The 24102-nt window shown below is 56.3% G+C and carries 21 protein-coding genes; 10 read left to right on the top strand and 11 right to left on the bottom strand.

The window, feature by feature from the left end; all coding sequences use genetic code 11:
- The coding region (locus ACO0LO_RS06995) for an FAD-dependent oxidoreductase (RefSeq protein WP_422963472.1) at nt 1-530 on the top strand (530 nt) is incomplete at its 5' end.
- Nucleotides 531-552: 22 nt separating this feature from the next.
- Nucleotides 553-1197, top strand: a complete 645-nt coding sequence (locus tag ACO0LO_RS06990) for a Smr/MutS family protein (RefSeq protein ID WP_422963471.1) — start codon at nt 553-555, stop codon at nt 1195-1197.
- Between the two features lie 23 nt (nt 1198-1220).
- Here ACO0LO_RS06990 and ACO0LO_RS06985 read toward each other — a convergent pair whose 3' ends face one another.
- The 3 genes from ACO0LO_RS06985 to ACO0LO_RS06975 all read right to left on the bottom strand — a co-directional run bounded on the left by ACO0LO_RS06985 (nt 1221) and on the right by ACO0LO_RS06975 (nt 5047).
- Entirely contained in the window at nt 1221-2372 is a 1152-nt protein-coding gene (locus tag ACO0LO_RS06985; protein ID WP_422963470.1) for an ABC transporter substrate-binding protein, read from the bottom strand.
- Between the two features lie 144 nt (nt 2373-2516).
- Nucleotides 2517-2855 (bottom strand): P-II family nitrogen regulator, encoded by a 339-nt coding sequence (locus ACO0LO_RS06980; protein ID WP_422963469.1) that lies wholly within the window; start codon nt 2853-2855, stop codon nt 2517-2519.
- Nucleotides 2856-2986: 131 nt separating this feature from the next.
- Entirely contained in the window at nt 2987-5047 is a 2061-nt protein-coding gene (locus ACO0LO_RS06975; RefSeq protein WP_422963468.1) for an NAD(+) synthase, read from the bottom strand.
- A 265-nt stretch (nt 5048-5312) separates the two neighbouring features.
- Between ACO0LO_RS06975 and ACO0LO_RS06970 the strand changes: the two genes are divergently transcribed.
- Together ACO0LO_RS06970 and ACO0LO_RS06965 are read left to right on the top strand one after the other, a co-directional pair.
- Nucleotides 5313-6497, top strand: coding sequence for a GNAT family N-acetyltransferase (locus ACO0LO_RS06970; RefSeq protein ID WP_422963467.1), 1185 nt, complete (start codon nt 5313-5315; stop codon nt 6495-6497).
- Nucleotides 6498-6627: 130 nt separating this feature from the next.
- Complete coding sequence (locus ACO0LO_RS06965; protein WP_422963466.1) at nt 6628-7677, top strand: serine/threonine protein kinase; 1050 nt, start codon at nt 6628-6630, stop codon at nt 7675-7677.
- Between the two features lie 62 nt (nt 7678-7739).
- Here ACO0LO_RS06965 and ppa read toward each other — a convergent pair whose 3' ends face one another.
- The 5 genes from ppa to hemC all read right to left on the bottom strand — a co-directional run bounded on the left by ppa (nt 7740) and on the right by hemC (nt 12568).
- On the bottom strand, nt 7740-8276 hold the full coding sequence (ppa, locus tag ACO0LO_RS06960) for an inorganic diphosphatase (RefSeq protein WP_394782126.1): 537 nt from the start codon (nt 8274-8276) through the stop codon (nt 7740-7742).
- 134 nt (nt 8277-8410) lie between these two features.
- Nucleotides 8411-9607 (bottom strand): heme biosynthesis HemY N-terminal domain-containing protein, encoded by a 1197-nt coding sequence (locus ACO0LO_RS06955; RefSeq protein WP_422963465.1) that lies wholly within the window; start codon nt 9605-9607, stop codon nt 8411-8413.
- Between the two features lie 2 nt (nt 9608-9609).
- A complete protein-coding gene (locus ACO0LO_RS06950; RefSeq protein WP_422963464.1) occupies nt 9610-10773 on the bottom strand; it encodes a uroporphyrinogen-III C-methyltransferase in 1164 nt (387 codons plus the stop codon).
- Nucleotides 10770-11615, bottom strand: coding sequence for a uroporphyrinogen-III synthase (locus ACO0LO_RS06945; RefSeq protein ID WP_422963463.1), 846 nt, complete (start codon nt 11613-11615; stop codon nt 10770-10772). The genes ACO0LO_RS06950 and ACO0LO_RS06945 overlap by 4 nt, the downstream gene beginning before the upstream one ends.
- The gene (hemC, locus tag ACO0LO_RS06940) at nt 11612-12568 is read right to left on the bottom strand and encodes a hydroxymethylbilane synthase (protein ID WP_422963462.1); all 957 of its coding nucleotides are present in this window, start codon (nt 12566-12568) and stop codon (nt 11612-11614) included. The genes ACO0LO_RS06945 and hemC overlap by 4 nt, the downstream gene beginning before the upstream one ends.
- A gap of 395 nt (nt 12569-12963) precedes the next feature.
- On the opposite strand from hemC, the gene trpS reads away from it, so the two are divergent.
- The 6 genes from trpS to creD all read left to right on the top strand — a co-directional run bounded on the left by trpS (nt 12964) and on the right by creD (nt 19643).
- Nucleotides 12964-14028, top strand: a complete 1065-nt coding sequence (gene trpS, locus ACO0LO_RS06935; RefSeq protein ID WP_422963461.1) for a tryptophan--tRNA ligase — start codon at nt 12964-12966, stop codon at nt 14026-14028.
- A 70-nt stretch (nt 14029-14098) separates the two neighbouring features.
- Nucleotides 14099-14665, top strand: coding sequence for a GNAT family N-acetyltransferase (locus tag ACO0LO_RS06930; RefSeq protein WP_422963460.1), 567 nt, complete (start codon nt 14099-14101; stop codon nt 14663-14665).
- An 88-nt stretch (nt 14666-14753) separates the two neighbouring features.
- Nucleotides 14754-15965, top strand: a complete 1212-nt coding sequence (locus ACO0LO_RS06925) for a winged helix-turn-helix domain-containing protein (RefSeq protein WP_422963459.1) — start codon at nt 14754-14756, stop codon at nt 15963-15965.
- Between the two features lie 8 nt (nt 15966-15973).
- Nucleotides 15974-16711, top strand: coding sequence for a two-component system response regulator CreB (gene creB / locus ACO0LO_RS06920; RefSeq protein WP_422963458.1), 738 nt, complete (start codon nt 15974-15976; stop codon nt 16709-16711).
- A gap of 7 nt (nt 16712-16718) precedes the next feature.
- Nucleotides 16719-18167: a two-component system sensor histidine kinase CreC gene (creC, locus tag ACO0LO_RS06915; RefSeq protein WP_422963457.1), complete on the top strand. Its 1449-nt coding sequence runs from the start codon at nt 16719-16721 to the stop codon at nt 18165-18167.
- A gap of 99 nt (nt 18168-18266) precedes the next feature.
- The gene (gene creD, locus ACO0LO_RS06910; RefSeq protein WP_422963456.1) at nt 18267-19643 is read left to right on the top strand and encodes a cell envelope integrity protein CreD; all 1377 of its coding nucleotides are present in this window, start codon (nt 18267-18269) and stop codon (nt 19641-19643) included.
- A 66-nt stretch (nt 19644-19709) separates the two neighbouring features.
- On the opposite strand, the gene ACO0LO_RS06905 is transcribed toward creD, so the two are convergent.
- From ACO0LO_RS06905 to ACO0LO_RS06895, 3 genes are all read right to left on the bottom strand, one after another.
- Entirely contained in the window at nt 19710-21176 is a 1467-nt protein-coding gene (locus ACO0LO_RS06905) for an efflux transporter outer membrane subunit (protein ID WP_422963455.1), read from the bottom strand.
- Between the two features lie 71 nt (nt 21177-21247).
- Nucleotides 21248-22870 (bottom strand): DHA2 family efflux MFS transporter permease subunit, encoded by a 1623-nt coding sequence (locus ACO0LO_RS06900; protein ID WP_422963454.1) that lies wholly within the window; start codon nt 22868-22870, stop codon nt 21248-21250.
- A gap of 8 nt (nt 22871-22878) precedes the next feature.
- Nucleotides 22879-24057, bottom strand: a complete 1179-nt coding sequence (locus ACO0LO_RS06895; RefSeq protein WP_422963453.1) for an HlyD family secretion protein — start codon at nt 24055-24057, stop codon at nt 22879-22881.
- Nucleotides 24058-24102: the final 45 nt, after the last annotated feature.

Genomic DNA, 24102 nt, shown 5'->3' with positions numbered 1-24102 from the left:
GCGACGGCTTCTTCTACCGCGGCAAGGAAGTCGCCGTAGTCGGCGGCGGCAACACCGCCGTCGAAGAAGCGCTGTACCTGTCCAATATTGCCAGCAAGGTCACAGTCATCCACCGCCGCGACAAATTTCGCGCCGAAGCCATCCTCATCGACCGCCTGATGGCAAAGGTCGCCGAAGGCAAGATCGAGGTCAAATGGAACCACACCCTGGATGAAGTCATCGGCGACGAAACCGGCGTCACCGGCATCAGGATCAAGTCCGCCGACAATGCCGTCACCGACGTCACGCTGCACGGCCTGTTCATTGCCATAGGCCACAAGCCCAACACCAGCATCTTTGACGGCCAGCTCGACATGCACAACGGCTACATCAAGACCAAAACCGGCCTCGAAGGCATGGCCACCGCCACCAGCATCCCCGGCGTGTTTGCCGCCGGCGACGTGCAGGACCATATCTACCGCCAGGCGATTACCAGTGCGGGTACCGGGTGTATGGCGGCATTGGATGCACAGCGTTTCCTGGAAGAGTGATCTGACGCATTCCTGATCCATCATGTCTTCATTGAAGAGCCTCGCTGACCTGAAGCAGTTGGGCCAGCAGCTCAAGCAGCAGGAAGAGGCGCGGCTGTTGGAGCAGGCTGAGCAAGCCAGGCGCGACAAGCAGGCAAAGCTGGAAGCCGACATTTTCAGGCAAAGCATAGGCCAGGTCGAACCGCTGAAAACGGCGCACAAGCATGTTGCGGATATCCCTCGTCCCCAGCCTATCGCCTATCAGCATCTGGCCGACGAGCGCGCTGCCTTGAAGGAATCCCTGTCGGATGAATTCGATGCGGATTCCCTGCTGGATACCGACGGCAATCTGAGCTACACGCGCCCCGGCGTGGGCGCAGATGTCGTGCGCAAATTGCGCAAGGGAAGCTGGGTCATCCAGGCCCAGCTGGATTTACACGGCTTGCGCCGCGATGAAGCCAGGGAAAGCCTGGGAGAGTTCCTGCGCAAATGCAATCGTAACGGCGTGCGCTGCGTACGTATCATTCACGGCAAAGGCCTGGGCTCGGTCAACAAGGAACCGGTGCTGAAGCAAAAAGTCAAAAACTGGCTGATACAAAAAGACGAAGTGCTGGCCTTCAGCCAGGCTACCGCTGCAGACGGCGGTTCAGGTGCGCTGATCGTCCTGCTGAAAAGCAGCCTGGCCTGACTCGCCCCCTCATTTTTACGGGCTCAGTTGCGGAACTTCGCATCCTTCGAGATCATCGTCATGTCCACGTATTTCGACCCATTGTGATTGGTGGGCGAAAAACTGACATCAAAACCGCCCACATCGTAATTGGATGGGTTGATCGATTCCAATGAAGAAATCAGCCGCTCGCGTGTCAGGTTGCGGCCAGAGCGTTTCAGGCCTTCCGTAAATATTTTTGCTGCGATAAAGCCTTCCAGGCTGGAAAAATTCAGGTCCTGAATGCCCGCTTTTTGCATGACCTTGGTGTATTCACTGACAACCGGGACAGCGCCATGCCATGGAAACGGCACTACTTGTGAAATGACGATACCCGGACCATCTTTGCCCAGCGTATCCGCCAACGCCTGACTGCCGACGAAAGACACATTGTAAAATTGGCCGTTGTAGCCGGCCTTGCGCATTTCCTTGATATACGCCGCACAAGAGGCGTAGGCGCTGATCTGTATGATGGCATCCGGGCGTTTCGGCAACAGCTTGTCCACGGCCTTGGCAACATCGGTGCTATTCCTCTCGACAGTGGCAGTATCCACCATCTGCACATTCATTTTTTTCAGGGCACGCTCCACGCCTTCCAGACCTGCTTTGCCGTAGGCGTCATTCTGGTAGAACACGGCGATGTTTTTCATGCCGGTACGCACCAGGCGCTCTACCAGGTGTTCGGTCTCGTCAAAATAGCTGCCGCGGATATTGAAAATCTGGCGGTTGAACGGTTCGCGCAGCGATTGCGCGCCGGTGAATGGCGCAAAGAAAGGCACTTTTGCTTTGGTAAAGATAGGCAGCGCCGCGTTACTGGTCGGCGTACCGACATAGCCGAACAGCGCAAACACATCATCGCCCTCCACCAGCTTTTTAGTGTTGGCCGCTGCCAGGTCTGCTTCGTATTTGTCGTCCAGCTTCACAATTTCTATCTTGCGGCCGAACACCCCGCCCTGCGCATTGACCTGGTCAAAGTAAGCCTTGGCGCCGGCGTTGAGTTGTATCCCCAATTGCGCGGCCGGCCCGGTAAAGGCAGCCGACTGGCCCAATGTGATCTTCTGGTCGGTAATGCCGGATTCAGCCCAGACGGAAGACATTGAAGCCGCATAAATGCATGCAGCCAGTAGGGAAGAGAGAGACAATCGACGATTCCACATGGGCTTACCTGAAATTGGATGACGGGATAGAGTTGAAATACACTTCAAATTTGCAATAGGCTCGCGGCAAATTTGAGCCGGCAAATACGGTCAGTATGCCGGCTCGGGAAATCGCGAAGACCTGTTTGAAAAAAGACCGCTGAATCAGACCGCGTCTTCGCCGGTCTCCCCGGTGCGGATACGTATAACCTGTTCGACGTTCTGTACAAAGATTTTGCCGTCGCCGATTTTCCCGGTGTGAGCAGCTTTGATAATCGCGTCTACCACATGCTCGCTGATATTGTCGGCAACGACCACCTCGACTTTAATCTTGGGCAGGAAGTCCACCACGTACTCGGCGCCGCGATACAGCTCGGTATGGCCCTTCTGACGGCCAAAACCTTTCACTTCCGTAACGGTAAGTCCGGTCACACCGACATCCGCCAATGCTTCGCGTACTTCATCCAGCTTGAATGGTTTGATAACAGCAGTAATTTGCTTCATGGTAACTCCCTTTTTAATATTTTAACGCCCATTGCCATTTTATTCTGATAAAAATAGGTTTTATTGATATTTTTTTAATGTTAATACGGGGAAATACTTATGCATCAGTAGTTTTGCCGCTGGTTTAGCTTTTAGTCGGGAATATTGTCGAGATCCTTGATCCAGACAATGGATTCAGAGTCGCTGGGCGCGCGCCAGTCGCCACGGGGTGACAGGGAACCGCCTGTTCCGACTTTGGGCGAGTTTGGCACGCATGAACGCTTGAATTGGCTATTTCCAAAAAACCGTTTAAGAAAAATACTTAAATTACGCTTGATGGCGGGCAGCGCATACTGGTTGCGCGATGCGTGCGACGCGTCAGGCCACTGACCGGCATCCTTGTCTCTCCAGGCGGCGTGCGCGAGGAAGGCGACCTTTGAAGGAGCAAAACCGTAGCGCAGCACGTAATACAGATTGAAGTCCTGCAATTCATACGGGCCGATCACGTCTTCCGTTTTTTGCTCGGGCTTGCCATTGGCTTTTCCAGGAACCAGCTCGGGACTGATGTCGGTGTCCAGAATATTCAACAGCACATTGGAGCCGTTGTCCGAATCCTTGCCTGCAACGATTCCCGATTCGGCAACCCACCGGACCAGATGGGAAATCAGGGTTTTCGGGACGCTGGCATTCACGTTGTAATGCGACATGTGGTCGCCGACGCCGTAGGTGCACCAGCCCAGCGCCAGTTCGCTCAAGTCGCCGGTGCCGATCACGATCGCGTGATTGAAGTTTGCCAGCCGGAATAAATGGCTGGTGCGTTCGCCTGCCTGCACGTTTTCAAACGTGATATCGAACTTTTCCTCGCCGTCGGCATACGGATGGCCCAGGTCTTTCAGCATTTGCAGGCAACTGGGGCGAATATCTATTTCTCCAGCAGTGCAACCAACCAAGTCCATCAACTGCCTAGCCTGGGCCAGCGTACGTTCGCTGGTAGCAAATCCCGGCATGGTGTAGGCGAGGATATTGGTGCGCGGCAGCCCCAGCCTGTCCATCGCTTTGACGCACACCAACAAGGCATGTGTAGAGTCCAGGCCACCAGAGATGCCGATGACCAGCTTTGATATTGCACTGGCGGACATGCGTTGCACCAGTGCCTGGACCTGGATGTTATAGACTTCAGTGCAGCGTTCATCGCGACGCTTGACGTCGGATGGTACATACGGAAAGCGCGCGACTGACCTGGCCAGTGGCAGGGGCTGGTCCAGCGGCAGCGCAAGCTCAAAGCGTAGCGTTTTGAATGCGGCGACTTCGCCGGCATGGCGGCGCACGGATTGGCCAAATGTCGTCTGACGCATCCTTTCCCGCGACAGCCGTTCCAGGTCCACATCCGCATAGATGATGTGGGAGTCGTCAAGGAAGCGCTCGGACTCTGCCAGCAGCTCGCCGTTTTCATAAATCAGGCCCTGCCCGTCCCATGCCATATCGGTGGAGGATTCACCTCTGCCGGCGGAGGTATATAGATAGGCGGAAAGGCAGCGTGCGGATTGCTGGCTGACCAATTGGTGCCGGTAGCCGGCTTTGCCGACAACGACATTGGATGCGGAAAGATTGACCAGCACGCTGGCGCCCGCGAGTGCAGCGAAAGAAGATGGCGGGATGGGGACCCAGACATCTTCGCAAATTTCGACATGAAAGCGCATCAGGGGCATATCAGCCACCTCGAACAGCAGCGCAGTTCCAAACGGCACTGTCTGGCCAAGTAGCCGAATTTCTTGCACAGCGGTGCAGTCGCCAGCACTGAACTGGCGGGCCTCATAGAATTCGCCGTAGTTCGGCAGATAGCTTTTGGGGACTACGCCCTGAATACGGCCGCCAGCGATCACCGCTGCACAATTGAACAGTTGATGCTCCACTCGCAGCGGCAAGCCGACTACCATTGCAATTGACAGTTGCGCCGAGGCAGTGACGATTGATTGCAAGGCGGCTTCGCAAGCATCCAGCAAAGCCTGCTGATGAAACAGATCATCGCAGGTATAGGCGGACAATCCAAGCTCTGGGAACGCCACCAGGGCCGCGCCCTGCTGCTCAGCCTGCCTGGCGAGTACGATGGTTTCCGCTGCGTTGAATTCCGGATCAGCGATGCGGCATCGAGGTATCGCCACGGCGACACGCGCGAAATCGTGCGTATAAAGGTTATTAAATAAATTCTTCATCAATCTCTTTCGTACTTTTTTTACTCTTTTATACTTTACACAGGGCCTACGCCGGTAAATATCGAAAATGCTTTAGCTGCAAAATGCATCGGCTTTCCCACTCGATGAATTGCCCCTTTGCCGAAAACCGCCGCTTTGCCGTCCTCATGCCGATTTTTGCGTAGAATGGACAAGTATTGAAAAGCGAAAACGGCAAGAGCCGGTCAGCGCGCCTCCGTCAATCGGGCGCGCGGCGCAATTCCAATGGCATTTCACGCAAATTATAATGAATCTTACTTCGAATTCTACGGTGACCGATAACTCTGACACACTTCATTATCGCATGCGCATCCTGTCCTCCATGTCCGACATAGGTCAAAAACAATGGGACGGACTGCTCGCAACCCAGCAGGAAGCCAATCCTTTTTTGTCTTATGCGTTTCTGGATGCCTTGCATGAATCCGGCTCGGCAAGTAAAAAAACAGGCTGGCGGCCGGTCTTCCTTACGCTATGGGATCAGGATCGCCTCGCGGCGGCAATGCCTCTCTATGAAAAATCACATTCCTACGGCGAGTATGTTTTCGACTGGGCCTGGGCCGATGCCTATCAGCGCCACGGTTTGAATTATTATCCCAAACTGCTTTCAGCCATTCCGTTTACCCCCGTCAGCGGCGTGCGTTTGCTGGCGAGCGACCAGAGCGCCAGGGATATTCTGCTGCAGACCCTGTGCAAGTTGCAGGAGTCCAGCGGCATTTCATCGACGCATATCCTGTTCCCTACCGATATAGAGGCCAGGCAGCTGGGTGAGGCCGGCTTCCTGCTGCGCACCGGCGTGCAATTCCATTGGCTGAACCAGGGTTACCAGGATTTCGAACATTTCCTGTCCACGCTGGAACAGAAGAAGCGTAAAAATATCCGAGCCGAGCGGCGCAAGGTATTCGATGCCGAGGTCAGTTTCCGACATGTCGCGGGCGCGGACATGACTGAAGACGACTGGCATTTTTTTAAACGCTGCTACGACCATACGTATTCCGACCATCACTCCACGCCCTATCTGAACCTGGATTTTTTTCTGCGCATAGGCCAGTCGATGCCGCAAAACATCCACCTGATTTTTGCGCAAAAAAATGGCAAGCCGATTGCGTCGTCGCTGCTGATCCATACGCAAAAAACGGTGTACGGCAGATACTGGGGTGCCCTTGAATACGTCCCCTGCCTGCATTTTGAAACTGCGTATTACCAGCCGTTGGAATTTTGCATCGCGGAAGGTATGCAGGTATTTGAAGGCGGTGCGCAGGGCGAACACAAAATGGCACGCGGCTTCCTGCCGCAGAAAACTTTTTCTGCGCACTGGCTGGCGCAACCGGAGTTTTCGGATGCCGTGGCGGTTTTTCTGCAGCGCGAAGCGGGCGGAATGGAAGACTATATCAGCGAGCTCAACGAAAGAGCCCCTTACCGGAATAAGCAATAAATAGTTTATTGCCTGAGCGCGGGCTTGCAGGCAAGCCCGACATATCTGCTTACATTTGTTATAGATAGGCCCTGCCCTGATACACGGAAAAACTTGAAATTATCATCAAGGCAAGGCATCCTGTCACGATATGCTAAATACCACCCCGCCTAACCCGTCTACTTCTCCCGGATTGTCCAAACGCCGGGTCGGCAGGTTCTACCTGACAAGCGAGCTTGGCAAAGGATCAAACGGCGCCGTATTCCTGGGACATGATCCGGTCATCGACCGCGATGTCGCCATCAAAACCCTGGCTACCACGCCGGGACTGGCAGATAAAAAGCAAAGGGAGCAGCAATTCATCAACGAGGCACGTGCTGCCGGGCGGCTGTCGCATCCGAACATTGTGACCATCTACGATGCGTCCAGCGAAGGCGGCACAACCTTTATTGCCATGGAGTTCCTGCAAGGACAGGATTTGCGTGAAGCCCTTGCTGCCGGCAAACGGTTTGACAGTATAGAAACCGCCAATATTATTATCAAGGTGGCGTCTGCCCTGGCATACGCGCATGAGAACGGCGTTATCCACCGGGATATCAAGCCGGCCAATATCTTCATCCTGCCCAGCAACCAGCCCAAGGTAGTGGATTTCGGCATCGCGCGCGCGCCCAACCGTATCCTGTCGGACCAGGCCAATCCTGAGCACACGCTGTTTAATAATAATATTCTCGGTACCCCCAACTACATGTCGCCGGAACAGGCGATGGGCCAGCAAGTCGATGCGACAACGGATGTGTATTCGCTGGGTGCCGTGATGTACGAGATGCTGACGCAGCAAAAGCCGTTTCAGGGGCAGAATATCGATAAGCTACTGCAACAGATCGCGCACAAGACGCCCAAGCCGCCTGCGGAAGTGATATCCACCATTCCTGCCACGTTATCCAATATCGTGATGAAAGCCATGCAGAAAAATCCGGCAGACCGCTATGGCAGTGCCGCGGAAATGGAACAGGCATTGGAAAAATTCCTGGAACGGGACAAGCGCCTGAAAAGGAAGCGTGGTGGTGCAACGGCTAGTGCGCGCGGCCCGCAAGAGCAAGTCCCCGAAAGAAGCACCCTGTTCTGGCTGAGTTGCGCTGCCGTGGCAGCTGCACTGCTGGCGGTAGCCGCCAATTTCTGGTTGAAGGTGATACCGCATTAAAACGCGGTCCAGATAAAAAAAAAGGCACAATTTCTTGTGCCTTTTTTTAATTCCAGCCGCTTTTATGCCAGCGATGTTTTGTAAGCTTCTACGCCTGCCAATATTTCTGCTTTCGCGTCCTCAGGCCCGCCCCAGCCTTCTATCTTGACCCACTTGCCTTTTTCCAGATCTTTGTAATGTTCAAAGAAATGCTGGATCTGCCTCAGGCGCAGTTCATTCATGTCTTCAGGCTTTTGCCAGTGAGTATAGATAGGCAATATCTTGTCGACCGGCACTGCCAGCACTTTGGCATCATTGCCTGCTTCATCTGTCATCTTCAGCACGCCGATAGGACGGCAGCGCACCACCACGCCAGGAATCAGCGGGAAAGGTGTAATCACCAGCACGTCAACAGGGTCGCCATCGCCGGCGATAGTTTGCGGCACGTAGCCGTAGTTGCATGGGTAATGCATGGCAGTGCCCATGAAACGGTCAACAAAAATCGCGCCTGTTTCCTTGTCAACTTCGTATTTGATCGGATCGGCATTCATAGGGATTTCAATGATGACATTGAAATCAACAGGCAGGTCGCGGCCGGCAGGAACGTTATTCAAGCTCATGTTGCTCTTTCAAAAGGGAAATCAGGATTTCAGTGGGCTAAATTATAGCCGTTTTCAAGCGGCTATTGTGCGTTGCGGAAGGAGGTGGTTTGCTTATTTCACCGGTTTTGCCATGGGCTCCGGTGAAACAAGTTTTATAGCGTAGTGGCAATTGCGCACTGGCGGTAATGGAAGGCGGCTTCCTCTGCCTGACCCAATGCTTCATGCATCTGGGCCAGTTTCAGGTTGGCTTCACGCACGGTACGGGGCTCCATGGCATCCGACAGCGCCTGTTCCATGTGCCGCTGCGCTTTGCCCCACAGCTTTTGCCGGAAGCACAGCACGCCCAGGGTCAGGGCCAATTCTGGATCAGTTGGCCTGTTCTGCGCCCATTGTTCGCAATTTTCTATTTGCGCCAGCAAGGCAGCTGAACCTTCAGGGGCAGCCGCGTCGCGGTAGGCGCGCAGCAGCCTGGTATCCCATTCTTCCGACAACGCTTTTTCTGCCACGCTGCGGGCGTCATCATGCAGGCCGCGGCTATTGAAAGCTGAGGCGGCGCAATAGGCAACAAAAGGAATCTTACGGTCGGCAGCCGGGATTTCATACCAGACTCGGCGTATGGATTCCGCATCGTGCCCATGCTCTTTCAGCAGGTCTTCGTAAGCCAGCTCACGCAAACGGTTCGACAAAGCCGGATGCAGCGCGCGGTGCTTGTCCAGCGTGCGCACCAGCTTCAATACTTCCGGCCATCTTTTTGCCTGCTGGTTGGCTTTCAGCGCCCAGCGCAGTACCTGGATATGGCGGGTGCCGCTGGCGTTCAATTCCTTGACCGCCTCCAGCGCCTGATCCGACTTGTGCTCGTCAACCAGCAATTCGGTCATGCTGACCAGGCGCGCGGTCTTGTGCTGCGGATCATGCTCTATGCTGGAGAACCAGGAATCGCGGCGCTCAAACTGGCTCATGTGATGTGCGGCGCGGGCGCCTATCAACGACGCTATACCCGCATTGTCAGGGAGCTCGGAGGCGCGCAATGCCGCCTTTTCCGCATGGCCGAAACGGCCTTCAAAAAGAGATTTCAATGCTTCGCGCAATGCCTTGTTGCCATCGCGCTCGCGCTTGTTCTGTCTATACTCCGCTACCTTGCGCGGCATGCTCTGCGTGGTAGCGATCGCCCTGATGAACAGGTAAGCCAGCACGAACAGCAGCAGCGCCAGGAACAGGAAAAAATTCAGCGACAGGTCCAGCCTGTAAGGCGGATAAAACAGCACGACATTGCCCGGATTATAGCGGGCGCCCATTGCCAGGCCCACCGCCAGCGCAAATATGATCAGAAGCCGGATAAATACACGCATACTTATGGCTTCACTTTATAGTTGCGGACCGCGTTCAGGCTGTCGGACAGCGTCGGCATCTCTATCGACAGGTTGCTGCTCTGTACCTGCCTCAGCAAGGCCTGCACCGTCTGCGTCTGCTTGGCCCGCGTGTCGAAATATTTGCTGATGGCATCCTGCGCTGCAATCATGTCGCTGCGGAAGGTGCTTTCATTGCGTGACAGCAGCGCCAGGCGGGCATTCAGCAGGCGCAATTTCAGGTTCTCACGCGCAAAATAGCCCTGGCTCGGCGTCAGCAGCAGCGCATCCGGTGTTTCTACATTGCGCACGCGCACCAGTTGCCGCACTTCGCCCCACATTTCGCTGGAAAAACTTTGCCATGCATCTTGCACACGCATCGACCAGGTATTTTCAGGAATTTCGTCGGGCTCTGCTTTTTTCGCGTTCTTGGCGTTCAGGTTGGATCTTGGCAAAACGCGCAAAGGTGCCTTGGGCGGCGTCGCGCTGATGATGGCTTTTTCATCGGACCACAGCGGTATATGGTCTACCTGTGCGATCACACTGTCCAGGCGCAGCGCAATGCCGATCAGGTCCAGTGCCGGCAGTGCTTTCAGGCGCTCAATATCCTTGGCGATCGCACGGCGGATTGTGATGAATTGCGGCTTATCCGATTTCGCCAGGCGGCTATCGGCGTTTTGCAAGGCAATCAGCGCACCCTGCACATTGCCGGCCAGTTGGAGTTGCTGGCTGGCGGTGGACAGTACCTGTTCAATTTCCGCCAGCGCCCAGTCGTCACGGTTGCGCGACAACTCCTGGTACAGCTGCTCCAGCGCCAGTTGCTGGCTGGACGCTTCCTGCTGCTTGCTTTCCAGCAGGATCACCTTGGCCTGGATTTCTTTGGAAGTTTCCTGCACCGTCTTGGCGAGAATCTTGGTTTCGCTGCTATTGGTGTCAGCGCTCTGCAGGCGGCGAGCCACCTCTTCCCGCAAGCCGCTGATCTGCGTATGCGAATACCACCAGTTCGCGGCCAGCAGCACAGCGAGCAAGCCCGATATTACATACGCTGGCTGCACCAGACGCGCGCGCCGGGGCGGTTCAGAATACAGGGGAGGAATTGCCTGATTGACAGGGGTTTCTGTTGAAACTGCCGTCGGTACGGCGCCGGGGGATGATTGCTGTTCATTCATAGGCAAGATTGTAACGCGACAAGCAGGTGTTCGTCGCCGGAACCTGTCAATGTAATCGATTGAAAACCCAATAATGTAGCGGTTTCCGCAATGCGGACATGAGGTACGATCAAATGTTGCTGTTGCATTTCTGCCACGGCATCAGCGCTGCCGGGTGCAGTGCCGTCGCCATCCCCCAGTTGCCCCGCCCAGTTCAGCAAGGTACGCAAGGCTTCCGAACTGGTCACTATCCAGTCGTTTCCCTGTTTGAGCATGGCGCAGAATTGCTGCCGGCGGGCAGCGGTGAATTCCGGTGCCCGCCGGCGGTAGGCTGCGACCTGGGTAACTGCAATGCCTTCAGCCCTTAATGCGTCCGCCAGCAATTCCCGCCCGGTTTCCCCACGCACGATCAGCACTTTGCCTGTTTTTAATGCATTCAAGTCCAATACCGCGAGCAGGGTCTCGGAATCGGTTTTCCTGGCATCCACAGGACTCAGTATCGTCGCATTGGCTTCTGTTACGCCGTGAGCCGCCAGCGCCGCGCGGCTCCCCTCGCCCATCACGCCTATGCTGATGCCGGCAGGCCATTCGGCCAGATACGCAAAGGCGGCGTCAATAGCGTTGGGGCTGACGAAAGCCACCAGCGAATAGGTAGTTAAGTCTGCCAGCACAGCTTGCAATTCCGTGGCATCGTCCAATGCGAGAATTTCCAGCAGCGGAAAGACAAGGGGCTTGCGGCCGATAGCGGCTACTCTCGTTGCCAGTCCCTGCGCCTGGGCCGCCGGACGCGTAATAACTACCGCGCCTTTTATTCCACCGGTATTGCCAGCCGGCGCAGAGTGATTAGTTGCTGCGTTTGTCATTCACCGGCGTCGGCAACGTCTGCCTTGCATGCTTCCAGAATCGATTCTGCACCTTGCGCCGACAACGCAGCTGCAACGCGCGCGCCCAGTTCCCGGGGGGCGCCTGCTGCGCCTTGCACTTCAGCCCGGGCGATTCGTGTACCGTCTGGCGTGGCAACCATCGCGCGCAAATGCATGTGGCCGTTTTCAATAGTTGCAAAAGCCGCGAGCGGAATCTGGCAGCTGCCGCCAAAAGCCTTGGAGACCGTGCGCTCCGCAGTGACTGCATTGGCAGTCTCCACGTGATTCAACGGCGCCAGCCAGTCCAGCAATTCCGGGCGGCCGGATGGAATTTCGATAGCCATTGCACCCTGCCCTGCGGCCGGCATGCTGTCTTCCGGGTCGAGACAGGCGCGTATCCGTTCAGGAAGACCCAGGCGCTTCAGGCCGGCTGCAGCGAGGATAATGGCAGCATAATCGCCCTGGTCCAGCTTCCTGAGCCGTGTGTCCAGGTTGCCGCGCAAAGGCCGCACCACCAGCTTAGGGTAGCGCGCGGCAATCAGCGCCTGCCTGCGCAGGCTGCTGGTTCCTACCACGGCGCCATCCGGCAACTGGTCCAGGCTGGCGTAGTCATTAGACACAAAAGCATCGCGCGGATCTTCGCGCTCCAGCACCGCCGCCAATTCAAATCCTTCGGGCAGATCCATGGGAACGTCTTTGAGGGAGTGCACCGCGAGGTCGGCGCGCCCTTCCGCCATGGCTATTTCCAGCTCCTTGACGAACAGGCCCTTGCCCCCAACCTTGGACAAGGCCTTGTCCAGTATCTGGTCGCCACGGGTGGTCATCCCCAGGATTTCTATCGTGCAATCAGGATAAAGCGCCGCGAGCTTGTCGCGGACATGTTCAGCCTGCCACATGGCCAGGCGGCTTTCACGGGAGGCGATGATGAGTTTGCTTGGAGCGGATACTTTCAAAACTTTCTCTCTACTATATTAGTATAAAGACCCGCTAAAACAGCATAGGTCCGATAAATGATGATTTTATCATGCGTACCAGCCTGCTAGGATGGAGGGGATTGACAAGCCCGAGGGGAAGGCTGATCTCAAACGGGCATTCAACTTGACAACGGAGCAAGCAAAAAGGCATGATGACGGCATGAATTCCGCGACCAGAGGCAAGATTTCCAGCTTTGCCTTGACTTATTGGCGCCCGGGATAGGCCGGAGCGGCAAGCGAATCTCGATTTCTCCAGATTTCACTCCATATTCAATGCCGCTCCCAGCGGCATTTTTTATGTGCAAATACAGGCCATTGGCAGGCTACTACTGAATATTGAACACCGCAGCATCAGCAGCACTATAGGAAAAGACATGAGTGAGCACACCACGCAAGCAGGCGCTGAAACCAATCGCGCCTCCATTACCGTTCCCAGCGACAAAAACCACCTGATCCTGACCGGCGACCGGCCTACAGGCCCACTGCACTTGGGCCATTATGTCGGCAGCCTGCGCAATCGCGTCAAGTATCAAAGCCAGTACAAGCAGTTCATCATGCTGGCCGATGCGCAGGCGCTGACAGACAATATGGACGATCCTGCCAAGGTACACAATAATGTACTGGAAGTCGCATTGGATTACCTGGCGGTGGGTATCGACCCGGCCCAGTCCACCATTTTCATCCAGTCGCAAATCCCGGAGCTGACCGAGCTGACCTTCTATTACCTGAACCTGGTGACGGTAGCACGCCTGGAGCGCAACCCCACCATCAAACAGGAGATCCTGCTGCGCAATTTTGAGCGCGATATCCCGGCCGGGTTCCTGACCTATCCGGTCAGCCAGGCTGCCGACATCACCGCCTTCAAGGCCAGCCTGGTGCCGGTGGGTGAAGACCAAATCCCGATGATAGAACAGACCAACGAGATCGTACGCCGGTTCAACCGTCTGGCAAAGCGGGACATCCTGGTGGAAGCGCAGGCGCTGGTGCCTGAAATTGGCCGCCTGGTGGGCATAGATGGCAAGGCCAAGATGAGCAAGTCGTTGGGCAACACCATTAACCTGGGCGCCACTTCGGCCGAAATCAAGGCGGCAGTGAAGATGATTTATACCGACCCGCTGCATTTGCGCGTGGAAGACCCAGGTCACCTGGAAGGCAACGTGGCGTTCATCTATCTTGATGCCTTCGATGCCGACAAAGACGGCTTGCAGGAAATGAAGGACCATTATGTGCGCGGCGGACTGGGTGACGGCACTGTCAAGAAGCGCCTGGAAGGCATCTTGCAGGATATGCTGGCGCCGATACGCGAGCGCCGCCAGGAATACGAAAAAGACCGCGGCCAGGTATTGCAGATGCTGAAGCAAGGCACGGAACGAGCGCGCGAAATCGCCGCCAAAACCACCGATGAAGTAAAAGCAGCGATAGGCTTGAAGCACTTTTAAGCCGGATCGCAACGGAGCGGCTGCATGGCCTCAGTGCCGTGCAGCCCTCCTCCTGACTGGAAAAATACCTATGCGGACATTTCCGTTCGTACTTCCCGTATTGCAAACGGCGCGACTGGAACTGCGCGCCATCGTCCCTGAGGACCTGGAGGCACTGTTTGCGATTTTCAGTGACGCGCAGACGATGCGCTACTGGTCGCGCGGCCCCTATTCTTCCCTGGAGGAGTTGCAATCGTATTTTGATAAAACCCAGCAGGCGTTCGAAGACCGTTCGCAACTGCGCTGGGGGCTTGTACGCCGCGAAGACGGCACACTGATCGGCGTGTGCAGCATGTACGCCATTGATTCCAGTAATCTGCGCGCCGATATCGGTTATATATTGAACCGCGGTGCCTGGGGTCAGGGATACATGCAGGAAGCGTTGACCGCGGTGCTGGACTACGGTTTCGAAGTGCTGAGCCTGCGCCGTGTTGAAGCAGACATCGATCCGCGTAATACCGCTTCCGTTGCTTCGCTGGGCAAGCTGGGCTTCCAGCGGGAAGGCTTGCTGAAAGAGCGCTGGCTCGTCAACGGGGAAGTGTCGGATTCACTGATCATGGGTCTGCTGCGCTCGTCCTGGCCGGTTCGCCCGTCGTAGGTTGCAACAACAGGGTAATACGCTGCCCTGTCCTATGCAAAGAACTGTCCCGTGTATGATGTAAAAAATCATTCTTAATTTGCCTCGTATGACACAGCTGTCCCTCCTCTCTGCCCGCGCCCTCCATCTTGCAGCGCAGGGTTTGTTGAATCCTCCACGCGGCAAAGCCGCCAAAGAACATGTACTCGCCAGCATACGAAATATGTCGGCGCTGCAGATAGACACCATCAACGTCGTCGCGCGCAGCCCCTACCTGGTACTGTGGAGCCGCCTGGGGCCTTACCCGCAGGAATGGCTGGACGAGCTGCTAGAGGAAGGCAAGCTCTTTGAGTACTGGTCGCATGAAGCCTGTTTCCTTCCCATTGAAGATTACGGACTGTACCGGCACCAGATGATTTCTCCGCAGGGCCTGGGCTGGAAATACAATCACAAATGGCTGGCCGGAAATGCTGATTCGGTAGACCAGATACGCCGGCACATCAAGCAGAACGGCCCGGCACGGTCTGCCGACTTTGAACGCAAGGATGGCAAAGGAGGCGGCTGGTGGGAATGGAAACCGGAAAAGCGTTCGCTGGAGGTGCTATTTACCACTGGCGAACTGATGGTGGCCCGCCGCCATCAGTTCCAGCGGGTCTATGATCTGCGCGAACGTGTCCACACTGCCTGGAAAGACAAGCGCGACCTGCGACCCCAGCTGGATGGGCAGCGCGAGCAGGTGCTGAAAGCGGTGCGCGCACTAGGCATTGCCAAGGCCGGCTGGGTAGCGGATTATTTCCGCATGGGCAAACTGCCTGCGGCGATCCACCCCGCGGCACTGGCAGAGCAAGGTTTACTGCTAAAGACAGGCGTCAATGGCTGGGAGCACCCGGCCTATGTGCACCCGGATCACGCGGCCCTGCTGGAACAAGCCCAACAAGGCCGCCTGAAAGCGACGGCAACCCGGATACTTTCCCCTTTCGACCCCGTGGTCTGGGACAGAAAGCGGGCCATAGAATTATTTGGTTTTGACTATAAGCTGGAATGTTACACACCCGAGGCAAAGCGACGTTACGGTTACTTCACCCTGCCCATCCTGCGTCGAGGCGCGCTGGTTGGTCGCCTGGATGCGAAGGCCCATCGCAAGGATGGGCTGTTTGAAGTCAAAAACCTGCACCTGGAACCGGACGTCCGTGTCAGCCAGGCACTGGCTGACGATATTGCCGGCGCACTGCGCAGCTTTGCCGCATGGCATGGCACCCCGCAGATACTGCTGAATCGCAGCTCGTCCACTGAACTCAAAAAAATGATGGCTTTAGGATGACTGAGCGCTTGTCCAATACAGCCAATGCCGATGGCGCTCCTTATATATTGCTGGTGGAAGATGAAGCTGCGATTGCCGATACCGTTATTTATGCGTTGTCCAGCGAGGGTTTTTTCGCCCGCCATTGCAGTCTTGGGCGTGATGCGCTGGCCTCTCTACAGCAAAAAATCCCGGATTTGATCCTGCTCGATATGGGGCTACCCGACACCAACGGCTTTGATTTATATCGGCAACTACGTGAGTATACGGATGCGCCGATTATTTTTCTAACTGCGCGCAACCATGAGATAGACAGGGTCGCAGGCCTGGAAATGGGCGCCGATGATTACATCGTCAAACCATTTTCTCCTCGCGAACTGACTGCGCGAGTGCGTGTGGTGCTGCGTCGCACCGTACGGCAGGGAAACGCCGAAGCTAATCTAGCTGAGATGAGCTCGGTTGCCTTTGCAGGGAATAAACGGGGGGTATTCGAACTGGACATATCCAGAATGCGCATAAGCTGCGCGGGCAAAACATTGGATCTGACCCGCTATGAATACTTGCTGCTGAAGGCAATGCTGGAACGACCGCAAGCGATCCTGTCACGGACGCAACTGATGGAAAAAGTCTGGCAGGATGCACTGGACAGCTCTGACCGCACCGTCGATACCCACATCAAGACTTTAAGAGCCAAACTGCGCGAGGCTGCGCCAGAGCTCGACCCTATCCGCACGCATCGCGGACTTGGTTACTCCATCACACCATGAGTCCGGCATGAAACTCGGCCTGCGTGTCTTTCTCGGATATTTCCTGATCGTGGGTCTTGCGACACTGGTAGTACAACAAGTATTCCTGAAAGAAGTCAAGCCAGCCGTCAGACAGGCAATGGAGGCAACGCTGGTTGACACCGCTAATATCCTGGCAGAACTGGCGGCAAACGATATGAAAAATGGGCATATCGCCGATGGCGAATTTGCTGCGCATATCCGGGAATATAGTCAGCGCAGCATCAATGCCAGGATTTGGGGTTTGAATAAAAGCCAGCTTGACTATCGTGTCTATGTTACGGACAAAAAAGGAATTGTGGTTTTCGACTCTACCGGCGCTGCTGTGGGTAAGGACTATTCCCGTTGGAACAATGTATACGAGACCTTAAGAGGAAAATATGGCGCCCGTTCCACGCGGGAAAATGCTGCGGACGAATCCAGTTCGGTAATGCATGTTGCTGCGGCTATCATGGATGGAAAGCACCTGTTGGGTGTGTTGACGGTGGCCAAGCCAAACAACAGCCTGCAACCGGCATTGAGCAAAAGCGCAGGCATCATCCTGAGCTGGAGCACCGGACTGATTATTGTTTCCCTTCTGATAGGTGGATTGATGACATGGTGGGTTAGCAATACCCTTAGCCGCCTCCAAAGTTACGCGCGTGCCGTGACTGCCGGTGAACGCGCTGAGCCTCCTACGAGGGGACCGCAAGAAATCATAGAACTGGGGCGCCGGTTGGAAGGCATGCGGCAGCAGTTGGAAGGCAAGCAGTATGTGGAAAATACCATGCACGCGCTCACCCATGAATTGAAGAGCCCACTTGCCGCCATCCGCGGCGCAGCCGAACTTCTGACGGACGAACGAAAAGACAGTGTGCCGTTCGAAATGCAGCAACGCTTTCTGAGTAATATCCGGGAGCAGACACAGCGCCTGTCTCAACTGGTGGAGAAGATGCTGGCCCTCGCTGCGTTGGAAAATCGCCGGGCGCTGGAAAATCCGGAGGCAATCGATATGCAGGTCTTGGTACAGGAAGTGATGCTTCTGATGGAGGCAACTGCCCAAGATGCTCACGTAGAGCTGAATCTGATAGAGGGTGAAGCACGACTATTTATTCGTGGGGACAGACTGCTGTTGAAACAGGCTTGCGTCAACCTGGTTGACAATGCCATCTCATTTTCTGCCGCCGGGAGCCGTATCAGCATGGCGTTGAACACCTCACGTCAACGACTGAATATCTGCGTTCGCGATCAGGGCGCCGGCATCCCGGAATATGCATTGCCGAGAATATTCGAACGTTTCTACTCCCTGCCCCGCCCCAATGGAAAAGCTAAAAGCACAGGCCTGGGTCTTTGTTTTGTGCGCGAGATTGCCCATCTGCACAAAGGGCAGATCAGTTTGAACAATGCGGAAGGTGGCGGCGTAACTGCCATCCTGGAACTACCGCTACTCCCTTCGTAAGCGTTGCTTCACATTCACTTCACACAACCTGTCCGCGCCTTCATCTTATTAACACCGTAGCAATCTACAGTGCATTCTTCAAGTCAAATGGAGAAAGCCATGAGTCGTGCATTTTGGGGAAAAATAGTATTAGTGAGCCTGATGACATTTGCGATCTTGTTTCCGCTGGAAATGATACGCGGTGTCATCAGTGAACGAGTCACTCACCGGCAGGAAGCGATTGCCAACATCGCAGGCAGCTACGCGGGAGAACAATCGATTACTGGACCGGTACTGATCATTCCCTACGTAGATGTTGAGCAGGTCAAAGAGGTTGATCCTTTGACCAGCAAAGAAATCGTGCGTAGCAGCAGCACCAGAGGTACAACGTATCTGTTTCCCAAAGAGTTGCAGATAGACGGAAAACTGGAGCCCCAGACGCGCTATCGCGGCTTGCATGAAGTAAGGGTCTATGAGTGGCAAGGAAACATCAACGCCCGTTTTGACGATACCTTGCCGGCCAAGCAAGGCCGTACGTATGGCGCGCCTTTGCTGGGAGTGGAAATCAAGGATGTCCGCGGTATTGTCGGCTCACCCCGCCTTTCGCTGGACAAGCAGCCACTGGAAGTCAAAAACGGTTCCGGCTTGGTCGGTTCAGATGGCATTCATGCGGTGCTCGGGCTGGTACCCACCGATAATAGGTGGAGCGGCCAGATCAGCCTGCAACTTAATCTGGCTGGAACCGAAAGTTTTTCACTGGTCCCGATAGGAGATAACAATAAGTTCACAATGAATTCCCACTGGCCGCACCCACAGTTTGCCGGCGCATTCTTGCCTCGCAGTCGGAACGTCACCGCCAAGGGATTTGACGCAAGCTGGGAAATATCTGCACTAGCAGCCAATACGCAGCGCCAGTATTTAGCAGGCAATAACACACCCACACCAGGCGTAATAGACACCAATTTGCATCACGGTAACGTGGATGTCCTCAGTGTCAATCTCGTGGAGCCGATTAATATCTACAGCCAGACAGATCGTGCCAGCAAATACGGCCTGCTGTTCGTATTACTGACTTTCGTCGGTTTTTTTATGTTCGAGCTGATCAAACAACTGGCGATCCATCCAGTGCAGTACATGCTGGTAGGTTTGGGGCTGACAATTTTCTTCCTGCTCCTACTCAGCCTGTCGGAGCACATTCCTTTTTTATATGCTTATCTGGTTGCCAGTGCCGCCTGTATCGGGCTGCTGGCGTTTTATCTCAGCCATGTCCTGCGCAGTAAAAGGCGGGGCGTAGGATTTGGAGCCATGCTAACGGCCTTATATGCTGCCTTGTATGGTCTGCTGGCATCAGAGGACAACGCACTGGTGCTCGGCTCTTTACTGCTATTTGCCATTCTGGCTGCAATCATGGTAGTTACACGCAAAATCGATTGGTACCAAGTTAGCAGTGGGCGCGGCGGACTGCCTACTAAACCGGCACCGGGTCTAGGAAGCTAAATGTAGTTAGCCGGTCGCTGAGTAATACAGCGACCCGGCATTGCTGGCAAAAGCAACGTCAAAGACTTACCGCTCCAGCTTCGCCAGCACGGGCGCATCAGCTTTCCATCCACCGCCCAGCGAACGGGCGACGGCAGCCGCTGCCAGCAAGCGTTGTGTATGGATTTGCACTGCCGCGCGGTCTGCCGCCAGTGAACTTCTTTGCGCGTCGGTGACTTCCAGGAAATTGGACAAGCCGCGCTCATAACGGAAACGGGCAACCGTATAGGCGCGAGCGGCGGCCAGCTGTGCCTGCTGTTGCACCTGTTCCTGCTGCTGCCTTTCGGCCGTATCCGACAAGGCATCTTCTACTTCACGCAGCGCCGTCAGCAGTTTGCCTTCGTGGTTTGCCAGCGCTTCATCGTAGCGTGCGCGGGCCAGGTCAAGCCCGGACCGGTTGCGGTCGCCATCGAAGATCGGTAGCGACAAGGCCAATGGCCCGATGCTGAACTGACGCGAGCCTGATTCACCCAGATGCCGCAGGCTTTCCGACGCATAGCCCAAATCGCTGGTCAAGTGTATCGAAGGATAGAACGCGGCTTCCGCCACGCCGATCTGCGCGTTGGCGGAACGCAGCAAGGCGACACTTTGCTGCAAGTCCGGGCGCTGGGCCAGCAGGCTGGCCGGCAGGCCGGCTTGCACGGCCGGTGCATCCGGCAATCCTGCCGAAGCGTTCAACGGCAAGCCGTCTTCCGGTGGCCTGCCGGTCAGCACGGCCAGGCTGTGTTCCAGCAGATTGGACTGGCGCTGGGTTTCATGCAGGTCGGCTTCGGCATTTGCCGTTTCCACTTTGGCGCGGGCAACGTCAAGTTCATTGGTAAAGCCGTTGTCGAATCGCGCCTGTACCAGTTGCTGGGTTTCGCGGCGGCTGGCCAGCGCATCCTGCAGGATATGCAGCTCGCCCTGCAAGCCGCGCCATTGCCAATAGGTCGTAGCAACCTGTGAGCTCAGCAGCAGCAATACGCCGTCCCTGTCATATACAGCGGCCAGTGCCTGTGCATCGGTGGATTCGACGGCGCGGTGCAGTTTCCCCCAAAGGTCAAGCTCATAGGACAAACCAAGGCCCACCTGATACTGGTTGCCGCTGATGGACTGGCCACCGAAGGCAAGACCTTGCGAGGTTTGCGCAGACGTATGCGAATTGGAAATGCCCGCGCTGGCATTCAATTGCGGCGCCCGGTTGGCGCGCACGCTGCCCAATTGCGCTTCGGCCTGCAGCAGCCGTGCCGCTGCCGCTTTGACATTGCTATTGTCACGCAGCGCTGCATCTTCCAGCATATTCAGTCCCGGATCTCGGTAGATTTTCCACCAGCGCTGCGGCAAATGCGCCTGCTCCCGCAATGATTGCTGTCCTGCAGGGTCTGGCTGCACGCGTTTGAAAGCGGCTGGCAGCGATGCCTGCGGTGCGTGAAAATCTGGCCCTACTGCGGCGCATCCGGCGGTCACCGCCGCAATGGCAGATAACATGCCGGTGATGGCGATGCGTTTTAACATGGCGGTTACCTCAATAAAAATTCTGCTAAAAAAAGGCCTGGCGGCCAGCGCAAGTGCGATCAGATCAAACATCAATGCCCTCCTCCGGCGCCTGTCTGTGTGATCACGCGGTCAAACATCCACACCAGCGGCACGCAGGCTATCAGCAGGATGCCCATGATCCAGAAGCAGTCGTTGAATGCCATGACTGTGGCGTCTCTCGTGATGAGGTTGTTGATCATCTGCGTTGCCTGCTGCCCGGCAGTGGATGGCTCTATACCGCTGGCAATGAAATTTTGCGTCAACTGGTCCAGCCTGACCTGGGTTGCCAGCGAATAGGCCGATGCCGACTCGCCTATGCGTTGCCAGTGGAACTGGGTACGCTGCGTCAGCATCGTAGCCAGCATGGCAATGCCGATGGAGCCGCCCAGGTTGCGCGACATATTGAACAGGCCGGAGGCGGAGCCGACATCGCGTGGCGCGACACCCTGCATGACGAAGTTCTGCAAGGTCAGCATCAGGAAAGGCTGGCCCAGTGCACGCACCACCTGCGGAAGGATCAATTGGTCGTAGCCCACCGTGGAGTCCATGTAAGCGTTAATCAGGCAGGAAATGCCGAACAGGCTGAGTCCGAAAGAGGCCAGGATACGGTTGTCGACCTTGCTCGTCAGCCTGGCGGCGACAGGAGTTACCAGCAGCTGAGGCAGGCCCATCAGCATGATGACTTCGCCTATCTGCATGGGGCTGTAACCGGCAATTTGCGCGAGGTACAGCGGCAGCACGAAGGTGGAGCCGTACAGGCCCATGCCGGTAACCAGCGCCATCACAGTGGCGATGCGGAAACTGCCTTTCCCGTACAAGCGCAAATTGACAAAGGAATTTTGCCGCAGCAGGCTGGAAACGACCCAGCCCACCAGGCCGACGATGGCCGCGCCGGCGCTGATCAGGATATAGCTGGAATCAAACCAGTCCTTGGAATTGCCCTCTTCCAGCATCACGGTCAGTGCACCCAGGCCAACCGCCATGCAGGCGATACCTATCCAGTCTGCATCACGGAACAGGTGCAACTGCTTGCCCTCGTCACTGAGACCATAGGCAATGCCGGACAGCATCAGCATGCCGGGCACCAGGTTGACGTAAAAAATCGATGGCCAGCCGTAGATTTCGCTTAAATAGCCGCCCACCGTAGGCCCCAGCGATGGGGCCAGCGTTGCCGTCAGGCCGAACAGCGCCATGCCGATCGTGCGCTTGGACTGCGGCAGCCGCGTCAGCACCAGTGTCATTGCCATGGGAATGAGCGCACCGCCGCTGAAGCCTTGCACCATGCGGAAAGCGATCATGCTGTTCAGGTTCCAGGCGTTGCCGCACATGGCGGATGCGGCCAGGAAGATTGCCGTGGTGCCTAGCAGGTAAGTACGCATGCCGAAGGCGCGGCTCAGCAAGCCGGTTAGCGGGATGACGATGATCTCGGCAATCAGGTAGGCTGTGGAAATCCAGGAGCCCTCTTCCTGAGTCGCGGACAGGCTGCCCAGAATATCTTTCAGGGACGAGTTGGTGATCTGGATATCGAGGATGGCCATAAAGGCGCCCAGCATGCCGGCGCATAAGGCAATCCAGCTGCGCGTATTCATTTCGGTAGGCGCGGCTGGAAACACGGGCTGCGCCGGCTGGGCAGGCACGGTCGGTAGCGATACGGCGACGGAGTTGGCGCTCATGTCGGTTCCTAGCGTGCTGCTACGGCTGCTTCAGGTTTGCCTGCCGCAGTTTTTTGCGGCACACCGGCCTGGTCCAGTTCCACTTCTACAACCACTGACATGCCAGGCGCCAGGCGATCATGAAAGGAGCGCAAATCTTCGTCGGCCAGCAGGATTTTTACGGGGATGCGCTGTACTATCTTGGTGAAATTGCCGGTGGCGTTGTCGGCCGGTAGCAGCGCAAATTGCGCGCCGGATGCTGGCGCAATACTATCCACACGGCCATGGAATACATGATCCGGCAGCGCATCCACGCGGATGTCGGCGCGCTGGCCCGTTTGCAAGCCATGCAATTGCGTTTCCTTGAAGTTGGCGGTAACCCAGACCTGATCTTCCACGAGTGCCAGCAACTGCTGGCCGGCCTGAACCCGCGCACCGACTTCCAGGGAGCGCTTTCCTACGCGGCCGGAAACCGGCGCCAGGATGCGGTTGTAGGCCATTTGCTGTTGTGCGTCTTTTAATTGAGATTCCAGCACCTTGACCTGTGCGCGCGCAACCTCGCGCGCTGTTGCCACTGCGCTGGCCTGCGCGTTCGCCGCGCCGACCGAGCTGCGTTTGGCCGCTACATCGGCCTGGGCGCCGGTTAGTCCGGCATTCACAGCGTCCACCTCTGCCTTGGAGACTGCTTTCATCTGCGTGTTGTAAAGCTGAGAATAGCGCTCTGCATCCTGGCGCGCTTTCAGCGCCTGCGCGTCGGCCTGGGCCAGTTGCGCAACGGCAGTGCTGGCCTGCGCCTTGGCCTGTGCAATCTGCGCCTCGGACTGGAGTACCTGCTGCTGTACCGAGACAATCTGCGCCTGTATCTGCTCTATGCGCAGCCGCTGGTCGGTCGGGTCCAGCTCCGCCAGCACATCGCCCGCATGCACGGCCTGGTTGTCGTCGACCAGCACCTTGGTGACAACCCCCGCCACCCGTGCCGATACCGGATGCACATGGCCCGTGAGATAGGCATTGTCCGTTTCGACCAGGTGGTTGCTGCGCCACCAGATGCGCCCGCCGGCGCCCAAGGCCAGCAGCACGACCAGGCCGGCGATGATCAGCACGCGGCGCTTGGGCGCCGGTTTGGCCGCCTGCGGGATCGGTGCGGGATTGAGAGGAGTAACCGGCGCGATGGCAGCCTGGTCATGCGTGTTGGGTGGAGTGGCCATGGTGTGATCCTGGGAAATCAAGCGATAAATGAAACGAAGCATGTT

The organism is Undibacterium sp. TJN25, from assembly GCF_049339885.1.
Lineage (GTDB): Bacteria > Pseudomonadota > Gammaproteobacteria > Burkholderiales > Burkholderiaceae_D > Undibacterium.
This window is presented reverse-complemented; position numbering and strand designations above follow the sequence as displayed.

Excerpts from the sequence above, each read along its gene's own strand:
- ACO0LO_RS06955 (WP_422963465.1), bottom strand. The coding sequence starts at position 9,607 with ATGCGTGTATTTATCCGGCTTCTGATCATATTTGCGCTGGCGGTGGGC.
- ACO0LO_RS06925 (WP_422963459.1), top strand. The coding sequence starts at position 14,754 with ATGACACAGCTGTCCCTCCTCTCTGCCCGCGCCCTCCATCTTGCAGCG.
- ACO0LO_RS06985 (WP_422963470.1), bottom strand. The coding sequence starts at position 2,372 with ATGTGGAATCGTCGATTGTCTCTCTCTTCCCTACTGGCTGCATGCATT.
- ACO0LO_RS06905 (WP_422963455.1), bottom strand. The coding sequence starts at position 21,176 with ATGTTAAAACGCATCGCCATCACCGGCATGTTATCTGCCATTGCGGCG.
- ACO0LO_RS06900 (WP_422963454.1), bottom strand. The coding sequence starts at position 22,870 with ATGAGCGCCAACTCCGTCGCCGTATCGCTACCGACCGTGCCTGCCCAG.
- ACO0LO_RS06980 (WP_422963469.1), bottom strand. The coding sequence starts at position 2,855 with ATGAAGCAAATTACTGCTGTTATCAAACCATTCAAGCTGGATGAAGTA.
- ACO0LO_RS06895 (WP_422963453.1), bottom strand. The coding sequence starts at position 24,057 with ATGGCCACTCCACCCAACACGCATGACCAGGCTGCCATCGCGCCGGTT.
- trpS (WP_422963461.1), top strand. The coding sequence starts at position 12,964 with ATGAGTGAGCACACCACGCAAGCAGGCGCTGAAACCAATCGCGCCTCC.
- ACO0LO_RS06950 (WP_422963464.1), bottom strand. The coding sequence starts at position 10,773 with ATGAATGAACAGCAATCATCCCCCGGCGCCGTACCGACGGCAGTTTCA.
- ppa (WP_394782126.1), bottom strand. The coding sequence starts at position 8,276 with ATGAGCTTGAATAACGTTCCTGCCGGCCGCGACCTGCCTGTTGATTTC.
- creC (WP_422963457.1), top strand. The coding sequence starts at position 16,719 with ATGAAACTCGGCCTGCGTGTCTTTCTCGGATATTTCCTGATCGTGGGT.
- ACO0LO_RS06930 (WP_422963460.1), top strand. The coding sequence starts at position 14,099 with ATGCGGACATTTCCGTTCGTACTTCCCGTATTGCAAACGGCGCGACTG.
- ACO0LO_RS06975 (WP_422963468.1), bottom strand. The coding sequence starts at position 5,047 with ATGAAGAATTTATTTAATAACCTTTATACGCACGATTTCGCGCGTGTC.
- creD (WP_422963456.1), top strand. The coding sequence starts at position 18,267 with ATGAGTCGTGCATTTTGGGGAAAAATAGTATTAGTGAGCCTGATGACA.
- ACO0LO_RS06965 (WP_422963466.1), top strand. The coding sequence starts at position 6,628 with ATGCTAAATACCACCCCGCCTAACCCGTCTACTTCTCCCGGATTGTCC.
- ACO0LO_RS06945 (WP_422963463.1), bottom strand. The coding sequence starts at position 11,615 with ATGACAAACGCAGCAACTAATCACTCTGCGCCGGCTGGCAATACCGGT.
- ACO0LO_RS06970 (WP_422963467.1), top strand. The coding sequence starts at position 5,313 with ATGAATCTTACTTCGAATTCTACGGTGACCGATAACTCTGACACACTT.
- ACO0LO_RS06990 (WP_422963471.1), top strand. The coding sequence starts at position 553 with ATGTCTTCATTGAAGAGCCTCGCTGACCTGAAGCAGTTGGGCCAGCAG.